The organism is Bifidobacteriaceae bacterium, assembly GCA_031281585.1.
In the GTDB taxonomy this organism is placed as follows: Bacteria; Actinomycetota; Actinomycetes; order Actinomycetales; family WQXJ01; genus JAIRTF01.
Window position 1 is genome coordinate 32,352 of the sequence record JAITFE010000138.1, and the last position, 23,857, is coordinate 56,208.

19 protein-coding genes are annotated in these 23,857 nt (G+C 61.1%); 8 read left to right on the forward strand and 11 right to left on the reverse strand.

The annotated features are described in order from the left end of the window. Positions 1–25: 25 nt before the first annotated feature. From LBC97_14675 to LBC97_14725, 11 genes are all read right to left on the reverse strand, one after another. Positions 26–1,378: an MmgE/PrpD family protein gene (locus LBC97_14675; GenBank protein MDR2567275.1), complete on the reverse strand. Its 1,353-nt coding sequence runs from the start codon at positions 1,376–1,378 to the stop codon at positions 26–28. Then, positions 1,375–2,304 (reverse strand): hypothetical protein, encoded by a 930-nt coding sequence (locus tag LBC97_14680; GenBank protein ID MDR2567276.1) that lies wholly within the window; start codon positions 2,302–2,304, stop codon positions 1,375–1,377. Before LBC97_14680 ends, LBC97_14675 begins: the two co-directional genes overlap by 4 nt. Before the next feature lie 181 nt (positions 2,305–2,485). Further along, positions 2,486–3,289 (reverse strand): TIM barrel protein, encoded by an 804-nt coding sequence (locus tag LBC97_14685; GenBank protein ID MDR2567277.1) that lies wholly within the window; start codon positions 3,287–3,289, stop codon positions 2,486–2,488. Positions 3,290–3,309: 20 nt separating this feature from the next. Next, positions 3,310–5,085: a glyoxylate carboligase gene (gcl, locus tag LBC97_14690; protein ID MDR2567278.1), complete on the reverse strand. Its 1,776-nt coding sequence runs from the start codon at positions 5,083–5,085 to the stop codon at positions 3,310–3,312. A 20-nt stretch (positions 5,086–5,105) separates the two neighbouring features. Next, a complete protein-coding gene (locus tag LBC97_14695) occupies positions 5,106–5,987 on the reverse strand; it encodes a 2-hydroxy-3-oxopropionate reductase (protein ID MDR2567279.1) in 882 nt (293 codons plus the stop codon). A 194-nt stretch (positions 5,988–6,181) separates the two neighbouring features. Further along, positions 6,182–7,687 carry a CoA-acylating methylmalonate-semialdehyde dehydrogenase gene (locus LBC97_14700; protein ID MDR2567280.1) on the reverse strand — a complete coding sequence of 502 codons (1,506 nt, stop codon included), beginning with the start codon at positions 7,685–7,687 and terminating at the stop codon, positions 6,182–6,184. A 32-nt stretch (positions 7,688–7,719) separates the two neighbouring features. Beyond that, positions 7,720–9,996, reverse strand: a complete 2,277-nt coding sequence (locus LBC97_14705) for a CoA transferase (GenBank protein ID MDR2567281.1) — start codon at positions 9,994–9,996, stop codon at positions 7,720–7,722. Then, on the reverse strand, positions 9,996–10,769 hold the full coding sequence (locus tag LBC97_14710; GenBank protein ID MDR2567282.1) for an enoyl-CoA hydratase/isomerase family protein: 774 nt from the start codon (positions 10,767–10,769) through the stop codon (positions 9,996–9,998). Before LBC97_14710 ends, LBC97_14705 begins: the two co-directional genes overlap by 1 nt. A gap of 23 nt (positions 10,770–10,792) precedes the next feature. Next, positions 10,793–11,203 carry an OB-fold domain-containing protein gene (locus tag LBC97_14715; GenBank protein ID MDR2567283.1) on the reverse strand — a complete coding sequence of 137 codons (411 nt, stop codon included), beginning with the start codon at positions 11,201–11,203 and terminating at the stop codon, positions 10,793–10,795. A gap of 10 nt (positions 11,204–11,213) precedes the next feature. Next, on the reverse strand, positions 11,214–12,362 hold the full coding sequence (locus LBC97_14720; protein ID MDR2567284.1) for a thiolase family protein: 1,149 nt from the start codon (positions 12,360–12,362) through the stop codon (positions 11,214–11,216). Next, positions 12,359–13,036: a GntR family transcriptional regulator gene (locus LBC97_14725; protein MDR2567285.1), complete on the reverse strand. Its 678-nt coding sequence runs from the start codon at positions 13,034–13,036 to the stop codon at positions 12,359–12,361. Before LBC97_14725 ends, LBC97_14720 begins: the two co-directional genes overlap by 4 nt. A gap of 430 nt (positions 13,037–13,466) precedes the next feature. Between LBC97_14725 and LBC97_14730 the strand changes: the two genes are divergently transcribed. From LBC97_14730 to LBC97_14765, 8 genes are all read left to right on the forward strand, one after another. Next, the gene (locus LBC97_14730; protein ID MDR2567286.1) at positions 13,467–15,005 is read left to right on the forward strand and encodes an ABC transporter substrate-binding protein; all 1,539 of its coding nucleotides are present in this window, start codon (positions 13,467–13,469) and stop codon (positions 15,003–15,005) included. Between the two features lie 36 nt (positions 15,006–15,041). Then, entirely contained in the window at positions 15,042–15,983 is a 942-nt protein-coding gene (locus LBC97_14735) for an ABC transporter permease (GenBank protein ID MDR2567287.1), read from the forward strand. Further along, a complete protein-coding gene (locus LBC97_14740; protein ID MDR2567288.1) occupies positions 15,980–16,948 on the forward strand; it encodes an ABC transporter permease in 969 nt (322 codons plus the stop codon). The genes LBC97_14735 and LBC97_14740 overlap by 4 nt, the downstream gene beginning before the upstream one ends. Continuing rightward, positions 16,945–17,982: an ABC transporter ATP-binding protein gene (locus tag LBC97_14745; GenBank protein MDR2567289.1), complete on the forward strand. Its 1,038-nt coding sequence runs from the start codon at positions 16,945–16,947 to the stop codon at positions 17,980–17,982. The genes LBC97_14740 and LBC97_14745 overlap by 4 nt, the downstream gene beginning before the upstream one ends. After that, entirely contained in the window at positions 17,979–19,040 is a 1,062-nt protein-coding gene (locus LBC97_14750; protein MDR2567290.1) for an ABC transporter ATP-binding protein, read from the forward strand. Before LBC97_14745 ends, LBC97_14750 begins: the two co-directional genes overlap by 4 nt. 33 nt (positions 19,041–19,073) lie before the next feature. After that, positions 19,074–20,564 (forward strand): MmgE/PrpD family protein, encoded by a 1,491-nt coding sequence (locus tag LBC97_14755; GenBank protein ID MDR2567291.1) that lies wholly within the window; start codon positions 19,074–19,076, stop codon positions 20,562–20,564. A 1-nt stretch (position 20,565) separates the two neighbouring features. Beyond that, positions 20,566–21,900 carry a CapA family protein gene (locus LBC97_14760; protein MDR2567292.1) on the forward strand — a complete coding sequence of 445 codons (1,335 nt, stop codon included), beginning with the start codon at positions 20,566–20,568 and terminating at the stop codon, positions 21,898–21,900. A 296-nt stretch (positions 21,901–22,196) separates the two neighbouring features. After that, entirely contained in the window at positions 22,197–23,456 is a 1,260-nt protein-coding gene (locus tag LBC97_14765) for an MFS transporter (protein ID MDR2567293.1), read from the forward strand. Positions 23,457–23,857 lie beyond the last annotated feature (401 nt).

Consider the following 23,857-nt stretch of genomic DNA (forward strand, 5'->3'; position numbering starts at 1 on the left):
GAACCTCCCTCGTTAGCACGCACAGTTAGTGCGGTTCTGATGCCGACGCAAAGCGAGCCGAGTCAAGAACACGAGCGGAGTTGACGGCGAGTAGCTGCTGCGCGAGTTCCGATGCCGCTTCGGCGCCATGCACGGTAGCCGCACACTCAATGAACTTCGCCACCAATGCGCCGACGTGATCGGCCGACAGTGGCGTGGTCATCGTCCCACCGCCGCTGGCGGTGGCGGCAAACACGGCGTCATGAGTCGCTACTTCCACTCGGGCGGCCCCTTTCGACTCACGAACCTCGACATGGTCCATGAACCGACGCACCTCAGCCCGACAGCGCGTGCCAGGCACAGCCCACAAGACTCGCGGAATCCGCAGAGCCAAGCACGCGAGTTGGTAGGGAAAATGCAGCAGGCAGTCCTGCTCGGTAAGCAGCCGATTCGCTTTCATGACGACGTGGTTGCCGGAATCACCGGCACTCACAACGACCTGCTCGATGCTATCCGCATCCAGATCGTTGTTGGCGACAAGATCGCTAAACGCCGCCTTGACCGCGATAGTTGGGAGATTGGTGGGCAGCAGCTTGTGCCGAACTAGGTGCCGCCATTCTCCGTCGGCCATCGGAAGCGGCTCCCACTCGCGGTTGGCGCCGATGTGCCAAAAATCTTGATCGGCACCGAAGACGGAGCTCGGTCCCGTGAACCCACACCGGGCCAGTTCAGCTGCGGCCAGCCCGACCTGGGCGATCTGACCGAAGAGCGTGTATTTCGCCATGGACACCGTCGTGCGAACGAAGTAGTCGGCCACCGTGTCGGTCGGCCGCATCCAGGTGGCGAGTGCTATCCCGTGACGGCACTCTTCAGCGGACAACTCCTCCGCACGGGCGATCGCCGCAACTACGGCTGGCGCGAAGAGAGGATGGCCGACATGGCGGATCTCGTGGGAGCCGAGCTCCGCCACTAGTTCCCTGTACCGAGCCGTCAGTCGCGCTGAGACCTCGAGCCCTACGGCAATCGCTTCGAGCAGGTCCAGCCCGCTTCCGCCGGCGTGCTCGACTGCCACGAGAGCAGCCGACACAACCGCTGGCACGTCGTGACCCGCCGAGGATACGGGGTCGAAGTCCATCGCGTTGATCAATTGCGCTCCGACGAAGGCGGCGGTGTCCCGGTCGGAGGATAGCTCGAGTCCAAGCGGCCGGGCACCGCCCGGGCGAGACGCCGCCCACCGCGCAAGAGCGAGGCCGGATGGAATCCTGGAGCTTGCGAGGGCACAGCCCACAGAGTCGAGCAGGACATGCCGCGCCTGGGTAAGGACGGCAGCGGGAATAGGTCCAGGCCGAACCGCGAAATCCGCGAGTTCGCCCAGCAGTGGGTCGCTCCGGGCGTTCATTGCGGCGTGAAGGCTAGGAGGCGGCGGGGATTGTCAACAAAGATCGCCTGGATCTCGGCGTCCGACATGCCCACGTGCGCCAGGGCGCGAGCGAAGATGGTCCAGGGCTTGGCGTAGCCTGGTCCCCCCGAGGCCACCAAGTCGCCCACAAGAGAACCCTGATCACCAGATACGAAGATGCGATCCAGCCATCCTGCCTCGGCAAGGGCCGACACCTGGCGCGCCTGGCGGATATCGTCGGCTGGATTGTTTTCCCGCGACACGCGATCAAATCCCACGGACGCTCCTCGCGCGACGATGCGCTCGTGGACCGAGATGTCGGGTAGTCCGCCGAGGTGGCCGATGACTACCCGCGCTGGATCAGCTCCCGCATCCTCGAGCACCGCGAGTTGCTCTAGGGCGGCGAGTCCTTCGCATTCCGTGTGTGTGATGATCGACAGCCCGGACGCTCGCTGCACAGCTGCCACCGCTCGCAGAACTTTCCGCTCGTCGGCAGTGATGGTTCCGGACGTGCCTATCTCCCCCAGGATTCCCCATCGCTCTTCTGCTGCGGCCTTGAGCATTTCGGCGGTGAGTTCGCCTTCCGTCCGCTGCGCGACTCTCGGCGGATAGACCTGTTGCAGATAGAATCCGCCGCCGAGAACGAACGGCATGCCCGTCCTCTCGGCGAGCGTACGGACAACACCAACGTCCCGCCCCATGTCGTCGTGGCCGGCATCGACGATCAACGTCACTCCTGCATCCCGTGCCGACAGCATCTCCCCCTCCATCAGCCCAAGGTCGTCGAGGTGGAAACCGGGGGCGGGCGGATCACCCCGGAGGCGCACCAGGAAGTCCTGGCTGTAGTGGATGTGCTCATGGAACAGCACGACCCCGAATTCCTCCGGGGGGCGGTCGCCTGCCGTTGTGCGGATGACGGATCCCATCGATTCAACCCCCTTGGGTGTCCGAATAGCGACTGAATGTGCGCATTGCGTGCCCAGCCTAGCATGTAGGTACTCCGGGGCATAGAGCCCGGCTCTCCCGTGAGGCCCGCTGGCCCGCGCAGAATCCCTCCTTGCCCGGTTCGAACTTGCCCGGCCGACGAACCAGCCCGAGTCCCGCTTCTCACAGCATGAGCGGAGGTAGGGACGTGAGCGTCTGCTCTGTGGGAATGGTCGGGTTGTATTCAAGGGCGACATAGCCGTCGTACCCCCTTGCGCGGAGCCGAGCGAGCAGTTGCGAAAGCGGCAGTTCCCCCGTCCCGGGTTGGCCGCGCCCAGGCCAGTCGGCGATTTGAACGTGGGCCACACGGTGGCCGTAGCGGTCCACGACACGTCCGAGATCGTCGCCGTTGTTGGCGAGGTGATAGAGGTCGCACAGGAATCCCACGTTGTCGATCCCCGCCTCCTCCAGCTTGCCGATGACCGCAAAGCAATCGTCGGCCAGTTTCAGGGGATAGGTCTCCGCGCCTGGGCCTGACACGGGCTCAATGAGGGCCGTACCGTTGATCTGCCTGGCCTCGGCGGCCGCGTACCGGAGGCCAGCCAAGGCAACATCATCCGACTCTCTCGGGTCCTCTTCTGGCTGGCGATTGCCATACAGCGCGTTGAACGCCCGGCATCCGAGCTCTCGCCCGATAGCCAACGCAACGGGAACATTATCTCGAAACTCCCCGTGGCGGGAGACCGAGCTAAGGACGCCCCGGCCCGGGCCCGGCATGGTCCCGGCGTAGAAGTTCAGTCCGATGAGTTGAGCGCCCGAGGCCTTGATAGCTTCAATGAATTCCTGGATCTGGTCGTCCGATGGAACCGGTACGTCCCACGGCCACCAATACTCCACATAATCGAATCCAGCCGCCTTCGCGGCTGCTGCCCGTTCGAACAGCGGATACTCGTTGAACAGCAGACTGCAGTTGACCGCGTAACGCATGGTCTTTCCCCTTCCCTTTACTATTTGGCTGCAATGGAGTTCGGAGCGTCGGCTATCGTTTCCGCAAGCGGTTCGAACTCAGTTACGTTGTCCAATGACGATCCCATCGCCAGGTTGGTCGCTTTTTCCACGATGCACTCGACAATAACTGGTAAGCGGAGTTCGTAAGCAAGGCGTTGAGCTTCTTGTAGGGTGGGCACCAACTGAGTTGGCTCAGTCACCCGGAACGCCTTGCAACCGAGGCCTTGGGCCACCGCAACGTGGTCAACGCCGTATCCACCGGTGTCAGAATTCACGTTCTCGAAGCCCAGCCGCACCTGGTAGTCCATGTCGAACGCTCGCTGCGATTGACGGATGAGGCCAAGGTATGAATTATTCAAGATAACATGAACATACGGCAGCCGGTGTTGCGCACCGGTGGCCAGTTCTTCGATCAGAAACTGAAAGTCATAATCGCCCGAGATAGCCACCACCTTAGTGTCGGGGTCGGCCACCACCGCGCCAAGGGCGGCAGGCATGGTCCAACCCAACGGGCCGGCCTGGGCAGCGTCAATCCAATGCCGCGGTTCGTAGACCTTGAGCATCTGACCCGCGCCAATCTGCGACAGCCCGATCACAGTAACGAAACGGGTATGACGGTCAAAAGCTTCGTTGACCGCCTCGTATACACGCTGCGGTTTCAAGGGAACACTGTTGAAATGGGTCTTTCGTTGGAGGCCGATCGCACTCTTGCGCTCGCCGCATTCACGAACCCATCCCGACCAGGCCCGTAGCTTGCCCGCATCCTGGCGTTCCTTGGTCAAATTCAACAAAACCTGGAGCGCACTTCCAGCGTCGGATACCACGCCGTAGTCGGGTGGAAAGATCCGTCCGATTTGGGTCGGTTCGATGTCAACGTGGACAAACCGCCGACCCTGTCGGTACACGTCCAACGCGCCCGTGTGACGGTTCGCCCATCGGTTGCCCACGCCAACAATCAGGTCGCTCGCCAGGAACGTCCGGTTGGCCCAGATCTGGGCAGTTTGGATGCCCACTAGCCCCTGGCTTAACTCGTGATCGTCTGGGATCGTACCCCAGCCCATCAGGGTTGAGACAACCGGAACGCCCAGCAACTCCGCTAATCGAACGAACTCGCGTTCGGACCCCGAGATTAGCACTCCGCCACCCGCCAGCAAGAGAGGCCGTTCAGCCGCCGCCAAAAGATCCAGCACATGCTCCGCTTGGAAACGAGTCATCGCAGGGTTGGCAACGGGCAACGGCTCATAGGAGTCGATGTCAAAATCCATCTCTGCCATCTGCACATCAAAAGGAAGGTCCAACAAGGCTGGGCCGCGCCGACCGGTCCGCATCACCTGGAACGCTTTTGCCAACACGCCTGGAACCTGCGCCGCCTCCATCACGGTGGCAGTCATTTTCGTCACCGGAGCGGCAATTTCGGTGTTCGGAGCGTATTGGAAGTCCTCTTTGCCCAGTACTGCCCTGGGGACCTGCCCCACGATACACAGAATCGGGATCGAGTCTGCCCACGCCGAATAGAGACCCGTGATCATGTCGGTTCCGCCAGGGCCGGAGGTGCCCAAAGCCACACCGATGTTGTGAGGCCCCGCCCGAGTGAACCCCTCTGCCATATGCGTGGCAGCTTCTACATGGCGCACCAAAACGTGCTTGATTGCGCCACTGGACTTCAGCGCAGAGTACAACGGGTTGATCGCCGCCCCAGGCACGCCAAATGCATGGGTGACCCCTTCTTTCACCAGAATCTGCACCAACGCATCGACTGCGCGCATCACCGCCATCGCCGCCTCCTCCCGACAACTCAATCGGCGCGGCCGGACAAACGCTCGACCACCCGCAGCAAAGCTGAATGATCCAGGCTTCCGTCTCCATTGGCACGGGCCGTGGCAATCAACTGCGCGACTACTGAACCGAGGGGAATCACCACGGCCGCCTCCCTGGCCGCCGCCGTCACGATTCCCATGTCCTTGTGATGCAGATCGATGCGAAAACCGGGCTCGAACTGCCGAGCCAGCATAGATCCGCCCTTCAGTTCCAACACGCGGGAACCGGCGAGGCCACCGCCGAGGACCTTCAAAGCTGCCCCAGTGTCCACGCCATAAGCCTCCAAGAACACGATCGCCTCGGCAACCAACCCATAAACGCCGCCGACAATAAGTTGGTTCGCAGCCTTCACCGTCTGACCGGAGCCAGACGGCCCCAAATGCACCACAGTCGATCCCATCGAATCCAACAACGCTCTCGCGGCCTCGAAGCCATCCCGCTCGCCACCGACCATGATCGCCAAGGAACCGTCAATGGCGCCCTTCTCGCCCCCCGATACCGGTGCGTCCAAGGCCCAGATGCCTTTCGCCCGGCAAGCCACTCCCACTTCGCGTGACACATCGGGACGTATGGTCGACATGTCCACATATACCAAGCCTGGTTCTGCGTTTTCTAGCAGACCGCCGGGACCGAAAACAACGACCCGGACGTCAGGAGAGTCCGGCAGCATCGTGACGAAGAAATCAACATCGGTGCACGCCTCCCCCACTGAACCTGCTGCCGCTCCGCCGGCCCCCACCAGTTTCTCCACCCCAGCGGGGTTAATGTCAAAGCCCTTTACCTCATGACCGGCCTTCAGTACGTTCAGCATCATCGGAACACCCATGACGCCCAAGCCGACAATACCAACCCGTGCCACAACCCTCTCCTTCCAAGAACAACTGAATCCATTTCTGGTCTTGCTTATAACAGTCTCCGCTAACGCAGGTTTCCGCCTTCGATGGGCAACCTCCAACCAAGTGCGGCAGGCTCATTCGGGAAGTCTCCAACGGGGAACGGGCGGCTCGTTCTGACTGCGGCATCGACTCGGCGCCTGGGCCGTTGCCCCCGGCATCACGCTCCGATTGACGAGGTAGCCTGGAAGTGGAAAGCGGCCGTGGCCGCAGTCGGTTGGGGCCAGCGTTGCGTGACAACCTTCGCTTGCGTGAAGAACCTCACCCCCTCGGGGCCGTAGATGTGGGATTCACCCGCGAACGAGTCTTGCCAACCACCAAACGAGTGGTAGGCGACGGGCACTGGAATTGGTACGTTGACACCGATCATCCCGACTGGCACCGACCTTGCGAAACGTCGAGCCGCTTCACCTGATGAAGTGAAGATTGCAGCGCCGTTCCCATAGCGGTTGCTCTTGATAATCCCGATCGCATCATCGAGTTCGCGGGCCCGTAAGACAACCAAGACCGGGCCAAAGACTTCCTCATGGTAGACCCGCATTTCTGCCGTCACACGGTCAATGATCGTGGGCCCTGTGAAAAAGCCCTCAGGTCGATTGCTGGGACGGAAACCGCGCCCATCCAGAACTACGCGTGCACCCGCTGCCCTAGCTTCGGCAATGGTCTGTTCGATGCGGTCGCGGTGCGCCTTCGAGATTACCGGCCCCATGTCAACATCCGAGGACATGCCGTCGCCGACCTTGATTTCCCGTGCCTTCGCGACAAGGCAATCGAGGAGACGGTCTGCGACTTCCTCGACCGCTACGACCACTGGCAAGGCCATGCAGCGTTCTCCGGCCGCACCGAAAGCCGCCGCGACGACGCTTGCCGCCGCGAAGTCGAGGTCCGCGTCAGCAAGGACGACCCCGTGGTTCTTAGCACCACACATCGCCTGAACCCGCTTGCCGTGGGCCGTACCGCCCCGATGTACTTCCTTGCCTACCCTTGTAGAGCCGACGAACGAGACCGAAGCAACGTCTACATGATTGACAAGAGCCGTCGCCGCCCGTCCCTCGCCCTGCACAACATTGAAAACGCCTTCGGGGAGACCGGCGGCGGTCCACAACTGGGCAATGAAGACCGATGCTGAAGGATCCAATTCGGATGGCTTCAAGACGAACGTGTTCCCGCATGCGATGGCGACCGGCGCCATCCACAATGGACACATGACCGGGAAATTGAACGGTGTAATGCCCGCACAGACGCCCAGAGGCTCCCGGAACGAGAAGACATCAATACCGGTGGCGGCTTGTGCGGTGAATTCCCCCTTGAGCAGTTCGGGGATTCCGCATGCGAACTCGACAACCTCGAGTCCGCGGCTTACCTCTCCCAATGCGTCGGACAAGATCTTGCCGTGTTCTCGGGTCACAATTTCGCCCAATTCGCCTGCGTGCGCCTTGAGCAGTTCGCGGAATGCGAAAAGCACATCCGTTCGGCGACCGAGTGACACTCGCGACCATGCCTCGAAAGCGCGGCGCGACGACGCCACCGCAGTATCGACCGCTTTTTCGTCACCAAGTTCAACGACGCCGATCCGCTCACCCGTAGCCGGGTTACAAATCGGATAGGTTCCGTAACCACCGGCGCCTATTTCGCCGTCGATGTAGTGCGAAACCCTGTAGACCATGGCACAACTCCTCATCTTTGGGGACCGATAAATCAAGAATTCCTCGAGGCAGGCCAAGTGCCTCCGCTCACCAGTTCGCTGTGTTCGCCAAGCGCCGGAGCCGGAAGAGGGTTCGGCGGGGAGTACCCCCTGAGGAGGAAGGGGAACCCCTTCCGCCGGGGTGGCCCACCCAGGAAGACACGCCGAGCAGAGAAATGCGGTTCTTGGCAGCGCTCGACTGCGGTGAGGACGGGAGCCGCAGGAACGCCAGCAGCGTTCAATCTGTCTGCGGCGACCCGAGGATCGTAGATTGAGGTCCACTCGCCTATCATCAGCCCAATCGTGCTCATTGCCTGCCTCCAGGCAGAGGCGGTGGCAGGCTGGACTGGCACACCGACCAGTCGACCGAGGGCCGCCCGCTCGTCGTCCGTCGTGCATGCGATCGCGACCCACCGGTCGTGTCCCCTGCACGGGTACACGTCCCTTGGCAAGCACCCTGGTCGGTCGTTGCCGGTCGGCCGCGCGATAGCGCCCGAATCAAGGTAGGCCTCGACAAGGTAGGCAATCGTCCACGTCACAGCCTCACGCTGCGCAATATCGAGGACCGCTCCCGTGACTCGACGGACCCAACAATACGCAACTAGCGCCGCGCCGAGCAACGAGACAAACTGATCAGGGTAATTGACCTCAGCAGAGGACCAAATCCCATCGCCGCCACGGTAGCCAGTGACTGATGCGAGACCTGACAACAGATCCAGCGTCGAACCGTACGAGCGGTAGCCCGACTCAGGTCCCGTCTGGCCCTGGCTGGATAGCGAAAGGTAAATGGAATCTGGGTTGGCGGCATGAATGGCCGCCGCGTCGACGCCGAGCTTTGCTGTCACGCCAACACGGAAGTTCTCAATGACCACGTCAGCTTGGCCGGCGAGGTCCAGCAGCCTGCGCCGCTCGTTTGGATTCGTCAAATCGATGTCTATTCCTAGCTTGCCCGCGTTGTTTGAGTCGAACATCGGAGAGTCAGCGCCGCTGTCGCCTGTCAGGGCCTCCGGCCACTTCCGGAACGGATCTGGGCGGATGGTTGATTCGACCTTGATCACATTACCGCCATAGTCGGCTAGCAGTCGGCCAGTTGCGGCTCCGGCAGTGATTGTCCCAAGGTCCAGCACGCGCAGGCCGTCCAGCGGTGCCCGTGGGTATGGTGATCGCGCCTTCGGTTCCCAACGGTGCCCTCGCCATTCCAGCGATGGATCACGGTCATCCGGGACCTGCCCAACATGCCAGGTGAGCGTGTCGGACTTGAACAGTGGCCCGATAGCCGGCCGTTCGCCGGAGCCCACAAAGCTGCGGGCACGGTACTGTTCTGACTCAGCCAGGTCTGCGACGTTGGCGAGGTATCCGAATGCTAGCCCCGCCGCTTGGGCTTCGTGATAAGCCTCTTCCTTGGTCCTGGCGGCGGCCCAGTCGCGCACCGCAGGCCACCATGCGGCTGCCTTCGCCCGACGAACGACAGCATCGCACAAAGCGGGGTCTGCCAGTCGCTGATCGGCGATGAGGCTAACCATCGCCGCCCACTGAGACGGCTGGAAGATCACACCCAGGCCGCCGTTCTGCGCCTCGACGATCCTCCACGCTCCGCCCTCGACACCCGAGCGGCTTGGCGGCATGCCGGTCCGATCGGCCACGATGTCGCTCTTCCAGTCGACGTATGCCGCCAGGTCCGCCAACGCCACATCAACGACATCGCCACCGTGCCCTTGGGCCAAGCGCTGCAGAGCGATCATGGCACCGAAGAATCCAGCGATGCCTCCCATGTAGCAGGTCTGGTGGCCGCCAAGGGTCAAAGGCTTGTTGCCCGGTTCGCCGATCATCGTAAGGAGCCCACCATATGCCTCCGCCAACAAGCTGTCCTCGGGAAGGGATGCAGCTTCGGTCAAGCCGAGCGTAGTGACCGAGACGACGACAAGTTGGGGCCAGCGCGCCCGGAGGGTGTCTGCGTCCGCACCAAGCCACGCTGCATCGCGGTCGATGATCACGATGTCGGCACCCTCAAGGGTCTCGCATAACTCGGACGAGAGTCCTGGCGGGTCCCAGCGAACGATTCTCTTACCTTGGGCCAGGGCTGCGAACATGTGACCCACGCCGTCAGAACGCAGCGGCGGCGTTCGGCGCAGGCGGTCGGCAGCAGTGGGCTCGAATTTGATCACGTCCTCGCCCAACGCTGCGAACAAACGACCACAGCACGGACCAGCTATGCCCTGAGCGAGTTCGACAATCCGCAAAGCGCCGGGACGTATCGTCCCACCTGCCGTCTCCCCTGGCGGACCGTTCATCATGTTCTCCGCCCGGAGTTTCCCCTGCCATCGGTGAGGGCCCCAAGCTCTTGGTCCAAGCGCTCGGTTCGCGCACGAATCTGGGTTCCTACGCTCTCACCGTATTCAAGGGCTGCCCGCCACTCGGCGATGTTTCCAGGCACCTGCTGAAGGGAGCGTTTGCACCACTCAAGCGTGACGGGATCGTATGCAGCAATCTGGCGGGCGAGCACTTCGGATTCTTCGTCGAGCGTCTCGCGAGGAACGCTTCGGTTCACGAGCCCCCAAGCTTCAGCAGTCTGACCGTTGATGCGAGAAGCTGTGAGCACCATCCAAGCTGCATGCTTCGGCAGAAGACGTAGCTGGGTCGAGGGGCCAGCAACTCCAGGATAGAGGCCAAAGCTGGCCTCCGGCATTCCGATCAGCGCCTCGTCAGCCGCGATTGCAAGGTCGGAAGTGTTGATGAGAGTGACGCCGCCGCCGAGCGCGTACCCGTTGACTGCAGCGATCACTATTGAAGGGTGCGCCCGGATCTCATGCTGGACATTTGTCCACATTGTGCGGCGTCGAACGGCGTCGCCCACATCATAAGCCTCGCCCGAAGCCACTTCTTTGAGGTCCATCCCCGCGCAGAAGGAAGTTCCCGCGCCCGTGATGATCAGAACCTTGGCCTTCCCGTTGGTTGCGTCCAGGGCATCCACCAATGCTTTCCTCGCTGCGAAATCCATCGCGTTGCGCTTGGCTGGCCGGTTCAGTATTATCCGGAAAACGCCGTCGCCCAAGTCATTCAGCAAGACACGAGCGGGCTCCTCCTCGCTCACGACACGACCCGGAATTTCGGGATTATCCGGTCTGCGGGGCTCTTGACGAATTCGACTTTGAGCGGTGCATCGACTTCAAGCTGGTCAGGTGGATCAATGAGGGAACTGACCATCAGCGGTCCTTCTTCAAGCTTGATCTGGACAACGAGGTATGGCCTCAGCTCATCGAAGGCCTCAAAGTAGCGCTGGTGCATGATGATCCACGACCAAAGGGTGGCACGACCGCTGACTGGCTTCCAGGTATGCGCATCACAGAGGCATTCAGGGCAGCAGGGCGCGTCGGGGTAACGCATGGCGCCGCACGCGTCACACTGCTGCAAACGGAGTTCACCCTGGGCGAGGCCATCCCAATACTGCCTGTTCGTGTCAGTGACGGGCGGCAGGAGCCGCGCGTAGGAATCGTTCATGACGCTCCGTTCAACTTGCTGTAAGGACGTGTGCCGTCAGGACAGGTGCGACACAGATGTACTGGGCTACGCGGCAGTTAGGGACTTGTCGGTCGCCAGCTTCACCTCGCAACTGGCGGACCGCCTCGACATGATGAGCCCAGCCTTGCATGTAACTCTCGGACGTATGGCCGCCAGCGGTGTTTACTGGTCGCGGTCCTTCCAGTGAAATCCGCCCGTCCTGGATCCACTGCCATGCGGTGCCACGCTCCGTGTGCCCGAAGCCCTCAAGGCTGAACAGGATGGTCGGAAGGAAGTTGTCGTACACCTGTAGGATGTCCATGTCGAGCGGACCTATGCCGGCCTGGGCATATAGACGCTCCGCGACGTTCGCCGACGCCCCATAAAAGAAGTCCTCGCTTTGATAGTAGTTTCGCAGTTCGGCACCCCCTGCCGTGGCCGCTATCGTGACTGGCGTCTTCTTGAGGTCACGTGCACGGTCGAGGGTAGTTACGATGAGGGCCACCCCACCGTCGTTGATCAGGCAGTAATCGAACAGCCTCATCGGCTCGGCTATGTAGCGAGACGCAAGATACTCTCCCAACGTGAGCTCCTTGCGCATCACCGCGACAGGGTTGAGGCTGGCGTTGCGACGCTGATTGAGAGCAAGGGGCGCGAGTGCGTCGTCGGGGGCTCCATAGAGATTTCGGTACCGCTGGTACATTAGGGCAACTGACGCGCCCGGCGAAGTCATGCCATAGATCCAGTTATAGGCATCGGTGGATCCGGCGCTCTCGCCCTCGCCGCCGTATTTCATCGCAACCGAACGTCCGTTGTTGCCGTATATGAGGGCAACGGTGGTCGCAAGGCCAGCCCGGATGAGACCAATGGCTTCTTGGACAGCAATTCCGCTCATGCGGCCCGAGCCTTCGAGATCATGGACAAAATGCAGATTCCGCAGACCGGCCACGGTGGCCATACGGGCATAGTCGACGCGTGAGCAAATCATCGCGTCGATGTCACCCTTGTCTACCCCCGCGTCGTCAATGGCCGCCCGCAGCGCGGCGGCACCTAGCCCAAAAGCATCGCGGAACTCGTCCCGGTGACGGTAGAGCGCTCCGAAGTCGGAATGCCCCACCCCTACAATGGCAATGTCGTGGCCTGCTGCTGGGATTGTCATTTTGAGCCTAACTCTTCGAAAAGATCGAGCGCTTTCAAGGCTGCCGCCTTCGCTGCCTGAACATGCCGAGTGGACGCCTGAACCGCACCGTCGCGGTCGCGGGCCTGGATCATCATCGCAAGCTCCAAGTACTCGTTCACCGAAGCTCTCTCTCGGTCCGGCAAGGACGTCGACAGTCTCCGTAGGGCGTGGATGCGCGCGTGGATCGTCGCAAGGAAGTCTTCCAACACTGGGTTGCGGGCACCTCGTGCCAACAATTCGTCGAACCGATAGATGGATCGCAGCCGAACCTCGCTTGCAGTTCCGATTGGTTCAATGCAAGTGATCAAATCGCCAATTTCGTCATCTGTTGCCCGCTGGACGAACAGGCCCGCAGCCGCCGGCTCGAGGGCCAAGCGGACCTCATATATGTGCTCGACATCCTCTCGAGTGACCCTCGCGACCTGCACACCCCTGCTCGGCGAAGGCTCCACGAGGCCAATCTGCTCAAGGTGTCGGACCGCCTCACGGATCGACGTTCGACTGGCTCCTGTGTATTCAATGAGCTCTGGCTCGGTCAACCGGCGTCCGGGCTCCAGTCGGCCGTCGACGATGGCTCGAGACAGCAGTCGAACGACCTGCCCCGGGACCGTCTCCTCGGGTCGGCGAATCTGCAGATTCAGGTTTGCGGTCACGAACTGGAATCCTCGCTAGCTTGCTAGTTATGACGTACGGGGCACTAACGAGTACATCATACGGGGTACCTGTAGCAGCCTGTCAATCAGATTCGCGAATGATGAGCGAAAGCCCAGGTCAGACGGTCAGTTGCCATCGAGGTATTGACAGACCTGGGCGGTCGCAACTAGAGTTGCCTGAATCTTCGTCATACGAAGTACGTACTCCTCTCAATGAAGACAGGCAAATGGCGTGTGGCATCCCAGACAGGCACGCTGGTGAGATCGAACCCAGCCCCTCTGGCGTTGCGCCGTGCCACCGCGTGTCGGCCCGGCGGATCGTCCGGTACGGGCGAACACTGCTCGGCAGCTCCGCATACAGCACACGGCGAGCCGGGCAATAGTCAAATTCAGGCAAAGAAAGGCTCATCCAATGTCCAGATTCCGAAGCGTGATCGGTGGCTTTGCTACCCTAACCTTGCTGACCTCCCTAGCCGCCTGCAACGGGAACAGCGGAGAAGACGAGAAAGAGCCAGCGAAAGGCACCAGTACAGAGGAAGCCAACGTTGATCTAGAAACGTTCACGTTCAACTACCGATTCAACCCGCAGCACTTTGATCCTGCAACGACAGAGGGATCAATGATGAACACAATGATGTACCCGGTTTACGACCGCCTCATCTGGCCGGACGATTCCGGTAACCTTTTACCGCAATTGGCCGAATCCTGGGAGTACTCCGACGACAGCCTGTCAATGACGCTTCACTTGCGCGAAGGCGTGACGTTCCAAGATGGTTCTGCGTTCAACGCCGAAGCGGTCAAGGCGAACCTAGAACGCACGCGGACCGTAGAAGGCGGCACTCAGAAGGTACTTCTAGCGTCCATAGCTGACATCGAAGCCGTTGACGATCTGACGGTCACCCTCACGCTAGACAAGCCCGATAGCACACTTCCTTATGCGTTCGCAGACGCTGCCGGGATGATGATGAGCGTCGCTGCTTTCGACGACGCGAAGCTCAACCCCGTGGGAGCTGGGCCGTTTGTCCTTGACGAGTTCATCCCTGGCCAGTCGATCACCTACCACAAGTGGGACGACTACTGGGATGCCGACTCAATCCACGTCAAGAACCTTCGCCTGAATCTCATTGTGGACACGACCACGGCGTTCAACTCGCTTCAGGGCGGCGAGGCCGATGCCTCGGACTTGAGCCCAAGCGACGCTGAGCAGGCCGAGTCACTCGGATTCATAGTCGAGGCTCGCCCCACGACCGCTTGCTACAGGATCTACATGAATCCTGAGAAGGCCACGCCAATGGCAGATCCAAGGGTCCGCGAAGCGCTTAATCTTGCGATCGACCGGCAGGCTCTGGCCGACGGAATCTATATGGGCTTCGCTGAGCCCACGGCTCAGTACTTCCCCGAGTCGATGCCGTACTACAACCCCGATATCCCCAAGTACACGTACGACCCGGAGAGGGCCAAGGAACTCCTCGCCGAGGCGGGTTATCCTGACGGCTTCACCTACGTTTCGAGCGCTACTACGACTTACCCCGACCAAAACGTCGCTGTGCAGGCGATGCTCGCCGAGGTCGGAATAGACGTGACCTATGAGGTGAAGAATGGAGCGGAGGCTGGCAACGCGTACTTCAGCGGCCAGACTGACGCCATGATCGCATCGTGGGGCGGCAGGCTTGATCCGCTCGCGACGATCCAGTTGCTGACCGGCACAGGTTCAACGCAGAACCCAGGCAACCTCAACACTCCTAAGCTCTTGAGCCTCATCGATCAGGCCCTCGCGGCAACCGGCAGCAGCGATGAACGCAATGAAATCATCAAGCAGATTAGTCAAGAGATCTACGACCAGTCGCTCAACGTGCCGATCGTACTGTCCTCTGGCGTCATTGCCCATCGCGAAGGCATTGAGGGGCTGCCCGCTCCGCAGTGGTCGGATCGCTCCTACGACTTCCGTCACGTCAAAGCGGTCGGTTGACGGACCGCTTTGCCAAGTCTTGATTGGGACTGACTGATGTCACTCGCTCTTCGACTGCTCCGGATGGTTTTTACCCTGGTGCTCGCCAGCGTGATCGTATTCGGGCTGGCTCTGCTGGTGCCCGGAGATCCCGCTTTCACTCTCGCAGGGGAATCAGCCACTCCGGAGCAGATCGAAGAGGTGCGTCGGGCACTAGGTCTTGACCAGCCCGCCCACCTCCAGTTTCTCAATTGGGCTAGTCGAGCGATTCACGGAGACTTGGGCAAATCGCTATTCAGCGGCCAGCCCGTTGCAACAGAGATCGCACGCCGACTACCAGTGACCCTCTCGGTAGCACTGTTGGCGACCGCCATGGCAACCGTGTTGAGCATCATCGTAGGACTACTCGCGTCGCTGCGGCGCGGCACCTGGATTGACCGTACGGTCACGGGCGTTGCGTCCGTCGCGATGGCGATGCCTGAATTCTGGGTTGGCCTGCTGCTGGTTTCTTTATTCGCATTGAAGCTCGGTTGGTTTCCAGTTGCCCAATACGTTCCGTTGAGCGAAAACCCGAGCCAATGGCTAATGCATTTGGTGCTGCCGGCCATGGCCTTGGGCGTGACCAAGACAGCTGAGTTGGCGCGCCAAGTGCGCAGCTCTATGTCGCAGGTTCTTGAGGAGAACTACATTCGCACGGCCCGAGCCAAGGGCCTGCGTTCGGTTCAGATCATCGCGAAGCACGCCCTCAAGAACGCCGGAACAGCCTTCGTTACGGTGCTAGGCGTGCGCATCGCGGTACTTCTGGGCGGCGTCATAGTGATTGAGCGGGTTTTCGCACTACCAGGTTTAGGAAGCTTGATGGTCAATTCAGTTCTAGCGCGGGATCTGCCTATGGTCCAAGGTGTCGCGATCGCGATCGCCGTGATGGTGTTGATCATCAACTTCCTCGTCGATCTGTCCTACAGGTTCTTCAATCCAAGGGTTCGAGTGATCGGATGACTGCGAATCAGCATGTGGACGACTGCGTCCCCGACTCATTGGACGAAGCAGCTCAGCGCTGGTCGGTTGAGCGAGCCAAGGAACTGGCTGCCAAGACCGCGCCGGCTGCCCCACCGACCTCCGCCGCGCGACGTTTCTGGCGACGGTTCCGCCACCAGAAACTCGCAATTGCCGCCGCCGTAGTGCTCATTTTTCTGGTTCTGCTCGCCTTCTTCGGCGACGCGATCTACCCAGTAGACCCGAACCAACAAGCACTCGGCGACAAATTGCTCCCGATCGGCTCTCCAAAACACGTCCTTGGAACAGACGTGTTCGGACGAGACGTCTTGAGCCGGCTGATCTCTGGGACGAGCATTTCGCTCGCTGCGGGAGCCATAGCCGTTAGCGTGGCAGTCGTCTTGGGCGTACCGCTCGGACTCATTGCTGGGCTGTATCGTGGCTGGCCTGACCAAGTGCTCTCCCTGGTAATGGACGCCCTTATGAGTTTCCCTAGCCTGCTGCTGGCCATCGCAATCGTGGCAGCCCGCGGCCCCGGCCTGGTAAACTCGATGGTCGCCATCGGCATCACCCAAGTGCCCCGGCTCTTTCGACTGGTGCGCAGCGTGGTTCTCTCCGTGCGCGAGGAGACCTACGTAGACGTGTCAAGGTCGATCGGCACGTCGAACCTTCGCATAGCGATCACCCATCTGGTGCCGAACATGATGCCACCAGTGTTAGTGCAACTCACGGTGTTCATGGCCCAGGCGATGCTCGGCGAAGCAGCCCTAAGCTTCTTGGGCCTCGGCGTCATGCCGCCGCAAGCGAGTTGGGGCGCTATGCTCTCAGACGCATCGCGGTACCTGTCCAGTGCGCCGCTCATGATAGTTTGGCCCGGGGTTTGTATCGCGCTGACGGTGCTAGCGCTGAACGTTTTGGGGGACGGCTTGCGCGACTCCCTTGGGCGCGAAGTCAGGACCGGACGATGAACAGCGCCGCCGAGCTTAACTTGGACCAAACGGCCGACGGGATCGGTCCCGTACTTGATGTTCAGGGCCTCACGGTCGAACTGGCAACCGCCGGGGGCTGGACTCGCATCATCGAAGACGTGACTTTCGCAGTCAAACCAGGCACGGCGGTCGGAATTGTCGGGGAGTCGGGTTCTGGTAAGTCGGTGACGGCCCTGAGCGTAATGGGTTTGCTGCCGCAGAGCGGCAGCCGAATTGTCTCCGGTAGCGTCACTCTTGACGGCGAGGAATTGTTGGGTCAACCCGAACGGAGGCTTCAGGACATTAGGGGCAACCGGATGACGATGATCTTTCAAGAGCCGATGTCGTCTCTCAATCCAGCCTTCACAGTCGGCTATCAGATTGCCGAATTGGCGCGACGACACTTGGGTGCCTCAAAGCGCGAAGCAACTCAGATGGCCATTGAAGTCCTTGACCGCGTCGGGATCCCCAACGCGAAGCAAAGAAAAGACAGCTATCCTCACGAATTCTCCGGAGGAATGTGCCAACGTGTACTGATTGCTATGGCGATTCTGTGCAATCCCCGTGTTCTCATAGCCGACGAGCCCACCACCGCACTCGACGTCACGATCCAAGCGGGCATTCTGGATCTGCTCAAGGAAATGGTTAGGGAGCTGTCTATAGGCCTGGTCCTTGTTACACACGATCTCGGCGTGATAGCGGACGTGTGCGACCGAGTTGCGGTCATGTACGGAGGCCAGATCGTGGCCGCCGATGACGTTCAAGGCGTGTTTGCCCACCCAACGCATCCGTACGCAGAGGGACTGATGGTTTCATTGCCGCAAATCGGAACGGGTTCGCGTGCCCTTGCCACTATCCCGGGCGAAGCTGTGACTCCAGACGCCATCCCGCCCGGCTGCCGCTTCCACCCCCGGTGCCCATTCGCGCAAGAACGGTGCTCCATCGATCAGCCCACCTTGAGAACGCTGCACGGGGGCGCCATGACCCGTTGCCCACGGTACGAAGAACTGGACCTGAAGGGACCGGCGCGATGAGCGAAGTGACAGCGAGCGACACGGTCCGACCTGACGAAGACCGCCGGGTCCTGACTGTCTCGGGCCTAAGTGTGGAGTTTGCAATCAAGGGAGCACATGGCCGCAAAGCGAGGCTCCGGGCGGTTGACGACGTGAGTTTCGACCTTCGAGCCGCTGAAGTCATCGGTCTGGTAGGAGAGTCCGGTTCAGGCAAAACAACGACCGGGCGGGCTCTCATGAGGTTGGTCGAGCCAAAGGCCGGCAGGGTCATACTGGCTGGACGAGACATCACCAACCTGTCCCAACGGCAGCTACGGCGCTATCGCCGGCATGTGCAGATGGTGTTCCAGGACCCGATGGCCTCCCTTGATCCCAGCATGGTAATTGGGGATAGCGTCGCTGAGCCGTTAATCGTACACGAACGACTCAGCCGCCAGGCAAGGGACGCCAAAGTGGGCGAGCTCCTTTACCAGGTAGGCCTGTCCCCGGCCCTATCCGGCCGCTACCCGTACGAACTGTCTGGGGGACAACGTCAACGCGTATCAATTGCGCGGGCTATTGCCGTCCGCCCAGACGTGCTGGTTTGCGACGAAGCCCTCAGCGCGCTGGACGTGTCCGCGCAGAACGGGATTATCCGTCTGCTTGACGAATTGCGCGAGAACCTAAGCACGGCGTTAGTCTTCATCAGCCACGATCTCTCGGTGGTTCGCAACTTGGCAGACACCGTGGCAGTCATGTACTTGGGACAGGTCGTGGAGTCAGGTCCCACGGAACGGGTCTACCATGAGCCGGCACATCCTTACACCAGGGCGCTCCTTTCCGCAGTGCCCGTGCCAAATCCTGAAATCCAGAAGACCCGGCAACGCATTCGGCTGCTTGGAGAGCCGCCCGATCCCGCAAACCCTCCTCCCGGCTGCGCGTTCGGTCCGCGGTGCGCCAACGCCATTGACATATGCCACACGAGCCCACCACCCCAGGTTGCTGCCGCCTGCGGCGTCACGGTGCGGTGCCACCTTACCCAAGGCACAGCGCGGCCAGCCGATCCGCGCCTTTCCCAGATGAGCCGCGAAAAGCTCTAGACAGTCTCCAACCAATGAAAGTAAGTGATCAACATGAAGGATCGAACTGCCGAGATAGCGCCGACACTACTGGGGTCCCCGCCCTTGACGCGTACCGTCGCGGGAATTGGCCCCAAGGTCCGCCTGTCAGAAGTGCCAGACCGAGTCATTCAGCGGGTGAAGTGCTGCTTCCTTGATTGGCTAGGTGTAGCGATCGCTGGATCGGCGACCGAGCCGACCCGCATTCTCCGCAATGTCGTGACGCGTTCCGCTGGGGATGGAACCTGCTGCCTACTAGGCGACGATTTCCGCATGACCGGTCCAGTCGAAGCAGCCTTGATCAACGGGTTGGCCGGCCACGAAATGGACTTTGACGATGTCGCGATCGCTATACATCCTTCGGCGGACATTATGCCCGCGTCACTCGCCGTTGCGCAGGATCGAGACGCTTCCGGCGAGCGCTTCATCGAAGCAGTAGTCACAGGCCAGGAGACGAGCGGTCGAGTCGAACGCCTGGTCGGCTACGCTCACTATGATGCTGGTTGGCACGTGACGGGAACCGTTGGCACCTTCTCTGCTGCCGCAGCGGCCGCCAAGATTCTGGGATTGGATCTGGCGCAGATCGAAATGGCCCTTGGGATCGCTGGGACCCAAGCAGCGGGGCTGCGGGCTGTCTTCGGCTCAATGTGCAAGTCATTCCACGCGGGCAAAGCGGCGAGCAACGGAACCCTCGCCGCGCTGCTTGCCGAGGCGGGCTTCACATCAGCGCCAAACATACTCGAGGCGGAATACGGCTTCGTCTGGGCCGAATCATCCCGTGCCCAAGCCGAGGCCCTCAATGACTACTACGGCGAGCAATGGGTTGCCTCAGCGGGTCCTTCCGGTGCCGAAGCTGCCCTGCGTCCGCTCGGAGACCCATATCTGGCGGACGAGATAATCCCCAAGATGTGGGCATCCTGTGCCTCAGCACACTCGGCCATCGGAGCGGTTGAACTGCTCCGCGAGGAGCACGGCATCATAATGGATCAGATCCAAAAGGTTGTGGCATACATCCCGCCTTTCGCGCTCGACCACGCAGGGATTGAGAATCCTCGCACGGGCTTGGAAGGAAAGTTCAGCGTCCGATATGCGGTAACCGCTGCCCTTCTTGGCTACGACACGATGGGGGCAGCGTTTACAGATGAAGCCGTAAACTCCCCCGAGGCAAAGGAAGCCATCAAGTGCGTGCAGGCCGTTTATGCCCCCTCGACCACGCGGAATGCTCCGAGTGAGGTACACGTCACGCTGAAGAATGGCCAGCGCCTAGTCAAGTCCTTCGATCACCACGACCACATCGCAGGTTGGGAGAAACTCAGCTACAAATTCAACCACATTGTGCCCCCTATCACCGGGCCCGATGTGGCATCTCGGCTGGAAGACGCCGTCTTCCACCTTGAAGGCCTGGCATCGATGCGAGCAATAACCGATATTCTTCGGGATGCCGACATTGCCGCGACGGCTTCCCCCCAGGGGGACACGGAAGACTTCCAAGAGCGAGGTGTTTGAAATGTCGAAGTACGCTTCGGAATCCGGCGAAATCGTGATGACCATCACGGGTGAAAGCTTGATCACCAGGCCGGTGTCAATCTACACTGAGCCCGAGTTCACCCAGCTTAGGGAACTCATCCGGTCTGCCGATGCAGCATATACGCATATCGAAATGCTTTTTCACGACTACGAGCATCCGCCGGAGACCAACGAGCTGGATCCAAGTTTCGCTGTAAACAAGACCGCTCTGCGCGCCGCGCCCTCTATTATCAAAGAACTGCAGTGGCTCGGCCTCAACATCACATCCAACGCCAACAACCATTCCTGGGATTTCGGGCCTGGAGGGTTGCTGACTAGTAAGCGGCATCTCGACGAACACGGATTGGTGAACGCTGGCGCAGGTAGGAACAGGGCCGAAGCTCATGCCCCCGCGTTTCTGGACACAAGGGCAGGAAGAGTCGGCATCGTCGCTTGCACCGACTGTGGACCGGCGCAAAGCCGCCCAGGCGACCAGCGCCGGGACATGATCGGGCGACCGGGAGTCATGTGGCTACGCCCTTGGGCGGAGTATTCGGTTGATGTCGCTACCTTTGAAACTTTGCGCCTAATGGCCTCACGGATTGGTAACCAGGACAGCCACAAGCAGCCCTTCTTTCAGAGATTCGAGAAAGACTCTGATTCGGTGTTCCATCTTGGCGGGCAACCTATGTACACTCCTTACCCAGTGACCCGATACGTCCGGGGCGACGACTTCTCCTTCCGGCGAACCGCCGATCCCGACGACCTCCGGGCGATAGTCAGACAAGTTGATATCGCAAAGCGATCCGCCGACTGGGTCATCTTGTCGATCCACACCCACGAGGGAGGGGTTCTGCCGGAGGAATCGGGCGGCCATTTCGTAGAAGCTGCTCACGAGGCAATTGACGCCGGCGCGGACATCGTGGTCGGCCACGGACCGCATCGCGACCGCGGCATTGAGCTGTATCAAGGAAAGCCGATTCTGCATTCGCTGGGCTACCTGTTCCATCAGGCCGAGACGGTTCCGCTGCAGCCGCAGGACAGCTATGACCTGGCGGGCCTGGGCTGGGACTCCGATGCGGTGGACTATTACGACATGCGGAAGCCTGTGCGCTACGATTCAAGCATTGTCAGGGCGAGGATCACATCCGACGGTCTCAAACTCGAGGTGTTTCCTATTGAGTTGTCAAACAACGGCAGACGAAGCACCCACGGTCGGCCAATGCTCGCCACGGGGGAAGATGCTGACCGAATTCTGGGCGAAATGGCCCGGATGTCTGCCGCCTTGGGCACCGAGATGACCATCGCAGGTGACTGCGGCGTAATTCAACTGTGAAGCCGCCCGCTCTCTCCACTAGTCTGATCTAGCAGAGAAGGGAGGCTGATACACCTTGGTTCTCGGAAGCCGACAGGCCCCGGTCACGCGGCGTGGGTCTGCGGGCGTGTCCTGCGCGCGGCGGTGCATCGCGGTGTGGCGGTTCCCGGCCCGACCAACTTTGCGCGACCTGCCCCGCCTAACGGGACGTGCCTGCGGATAAAAGGGGGAGCGGGATCGCGGTCCCCCTAATCTTTCAACCGGAACGTAATGCCGGGCGGAATCGACAGGGTGGGCCCGTGAAGGTGAGTGGCTAAATGGTCAAAGGAACGAGGACTTCGGTTGCAGCCAACTTGCCTTGGCGTAGCCTGGCTGCAGCCATCTTTCTGCCCAATCTGCTGTTTTCGATCGGACAGGGTGCGATTACACCGGTGATACCGGTGATTGCACACAACCTCGGGTCGTCACTTGCGAACGCCGGATTCGTGGCGTCGATGCTTGTCGTCGGCGTGCTCGTGGCCGACTTACCTTCCGGCGCACTGGTCACCCGGTTCGGTGAACGATCCGGGATGCTCGCCGCACTGGCCCTGACAGCCATCGCGGCTAGCGCCGCGTTGCTGGCACGATCACTATGGATGCTGGGCCTCGCGGTCTTCGCGATGGGGCTAGCCACTGCTGTGTTTTACCTTGCCAGACACGCATTCCTGACCACTTCAGTGCCTTTCGCTGCCCGCGCGCGCGCCATGTCAACGCTCGGCGGAACCTTTCGCCTCGGCTTTCTGATCGGCCCGTTCTTGTCTGCCTGGCTCATCACGGCCACCGGTTCGCCCAAGACAGCTCTCTGGGTCCAACTCGCGGCCTGCATCGCTGCCGGGATAGTCGTGTTGATAGCCCAGGACCCGCGGGAGGTTGCCGAGGCGCATCGACAGACCAATCCAACCGCCTCCCCACGAAGCACCCGTGCCGGTAATCCGCCAGACCCCATCGGAGGCGGCCAAAGCAGGCGGCATGCGTTGGTCACGGTCGGCGTTGGAGCCGCCACCCTGGCGGCTCTGCGGGCGAGCCGCCAGGTGCTGCTGCCGATGTGGGGTCTCAGCCTGGGCATGTCGGAGGCGAGCATTGCCATGGTTGTGGGAATGGGCGGGGCCATTGATGTTGCGCTGTTCTACACCGGCGGTTGGGCGATGGATCGATTCGGGAGACTGCGGGTGATCGTGCCTTCCATGGTCGGCCTCGGCATCGGCCACGTGGTCCTGTCGTTCACCCACGACCCGCCGAACGCGGTCTCCTGGTTCATCGGCGTTGTTGTCGCACTGTCACTCGCCAATGGCTTGACCGCCGGAGTCCTGATGACGCTGGGCTCCGACTTGGCGGATCCAACTGACCCGGCGCCGTTCCTGGCCACATGGCGTTTTACGACCGACGCAGGCCAGGCCTCCGCGCCACTCTTGATTTCTGGCGTCACAGCGCTCGCCTCACTAACCCTGGCGGCCTTTTGCCTAGGGGTGTTGGGCTTTGCCGGTGCGCTGATCCTCCGTCTCTCGCTTCCGCGTTACCGCGCGACAGGACCGGATTGAAATTGTCCAGAACTGCCCATCTGGTAAGCCGTCGGCCGTTTCCGTTGCATCCGCTATCACCATCACCTGGCCGGGCGTTCTGGCATCAGTGATGTGGGGGCCGGGTGGTCCGATTACCAGGCTCGGTTCAGCCAGCGGCTATTACCGGTCCCTCCTCGTACGCAAGCCGCCGGGGCCGGGTCGCCTACCCCCGGCACCACCTTCACGCCGTTGCAGCGCCGCGAGCACCCTCCGCTCGATAGCCGCGCGTGCAGGAGAACTGCGTTGCGCCAACTCCACGAGCGAATCACAGGAAAACCCGCGATCACAAGAGGGTCCGCGACGAACCCGCTGATCACGGGCTTGGCCATTCGCGTGGCGGGTGGACCACGAAGGCCCACGCGGCGGTCGACGGGGCGGGC

Excerpts from the sequence above, each read along its gene's own strand:
- LBC97_14675 (MDR2567275.1), bottom strand. The coding sequence starts at position 1,378 with ATGAACGCCCGGAGCGACCCACTGCTGGGCGAACTCGCGGATTTCGCG.
- LBC97_14680 (MDR2567276.1), bottom strand. The coding sequence starts at position 2,304 with ATGGGATCCGTCATCCGCACAACGGCAGGCGACCGCCCCCCGGAGGAA.
- LBC97_14685 (MDR2567277.1), bottom strand. The coding sequence starts at position 3,289 with ATGCGTTACGCGGTCAACTGCAGTCTGCTGTTCAACGAGTATCCGCTG.
- gcl (MDR2567278.1), bottom strand. The coding sequence starts at position 5,085 with ATGGCGGTGATGCGCGCAGTCGATGCGTTGGTGCAGATTCTGGTGAAA.
- LBC97_14700 (MDR2567280.1), bottom strand. The coding sequence starts at position 7,687 with ATGGTCTACAGGGTTTCGCACTACATCGACGGCGAAATAGGCGCCGGT.
- LBC97_14705 (MDR2567281.1), bottom strand. The coding sequence starts at position 9,996 with ATGAACGGTCCGCCAGGGGAGACGGCAGGTGGGACGATACGTCCCGGC.
- LBC97_14715 (MDR2567283.1), bottom strand. The coding sequence starts at position 11,203 with ATGAACGATTCCTACGCGCGGCTCCTGCCGCCCGTCACTGACACGAAC.
- LBC97_14720 (MDR2567284.1), bottom strand. The coding sequence starts at position 12,362 with ATGACAATCCCAGCAGCAGGCCACGACATTGCCATTGTAGGGGTGGGG.
- LBC97_14735 (MDR2567287.1), top strand. The coding sequence starts at position 15,042 with ATGTCACTCGCTCTTCGACTGCTCCGGATGGTTTTTACCCTGGTGCTC.
- LBC97_14740 (MDR2567288.1), top strand. The coding sequence starts at position 15,980 with ATGACTGCGAATCAGCATGTGGACGACTGCGTCCCCGACTCATTGGAC.
- LBC97_14745 (MDR2567289.1), top strand. The coding sequence starts at position 16,945 with ATGAACAGCGCCGCCGAGCTTAACTTGGACCAAACGGCCGACGGGATC.
- LBC97_14750 (MDR2567290.1), top strand. The coding sequence starts at position 17,979 with ATGAGCGAAGTGACAGCGAGCGACACGGTCCGACCTGACGAAGACCGC.
- LBC97_14755 (MDR2567291.1), top strand. The coding sequence starts at position 19,074 with ATGAAGGATCGAACTGCCGAGATAGCGCCGACACTACTGGGGTCCCCG.
- LBC97_14760 (MDR2567292.1), top strand. The coding sequence starts at position 20,566 with ATGTCGAAGTACGCTTCGGAATCCGGCGAAATCGTGATGACCATCACG.
- LBC97_14765 (MDR2567293.1), top strand. The coding sequence starts at position 22,197 with ATGGTCAAAGGAACGAGGACTTCGGTTGCAGCCAACTTGCCTTGGCGT.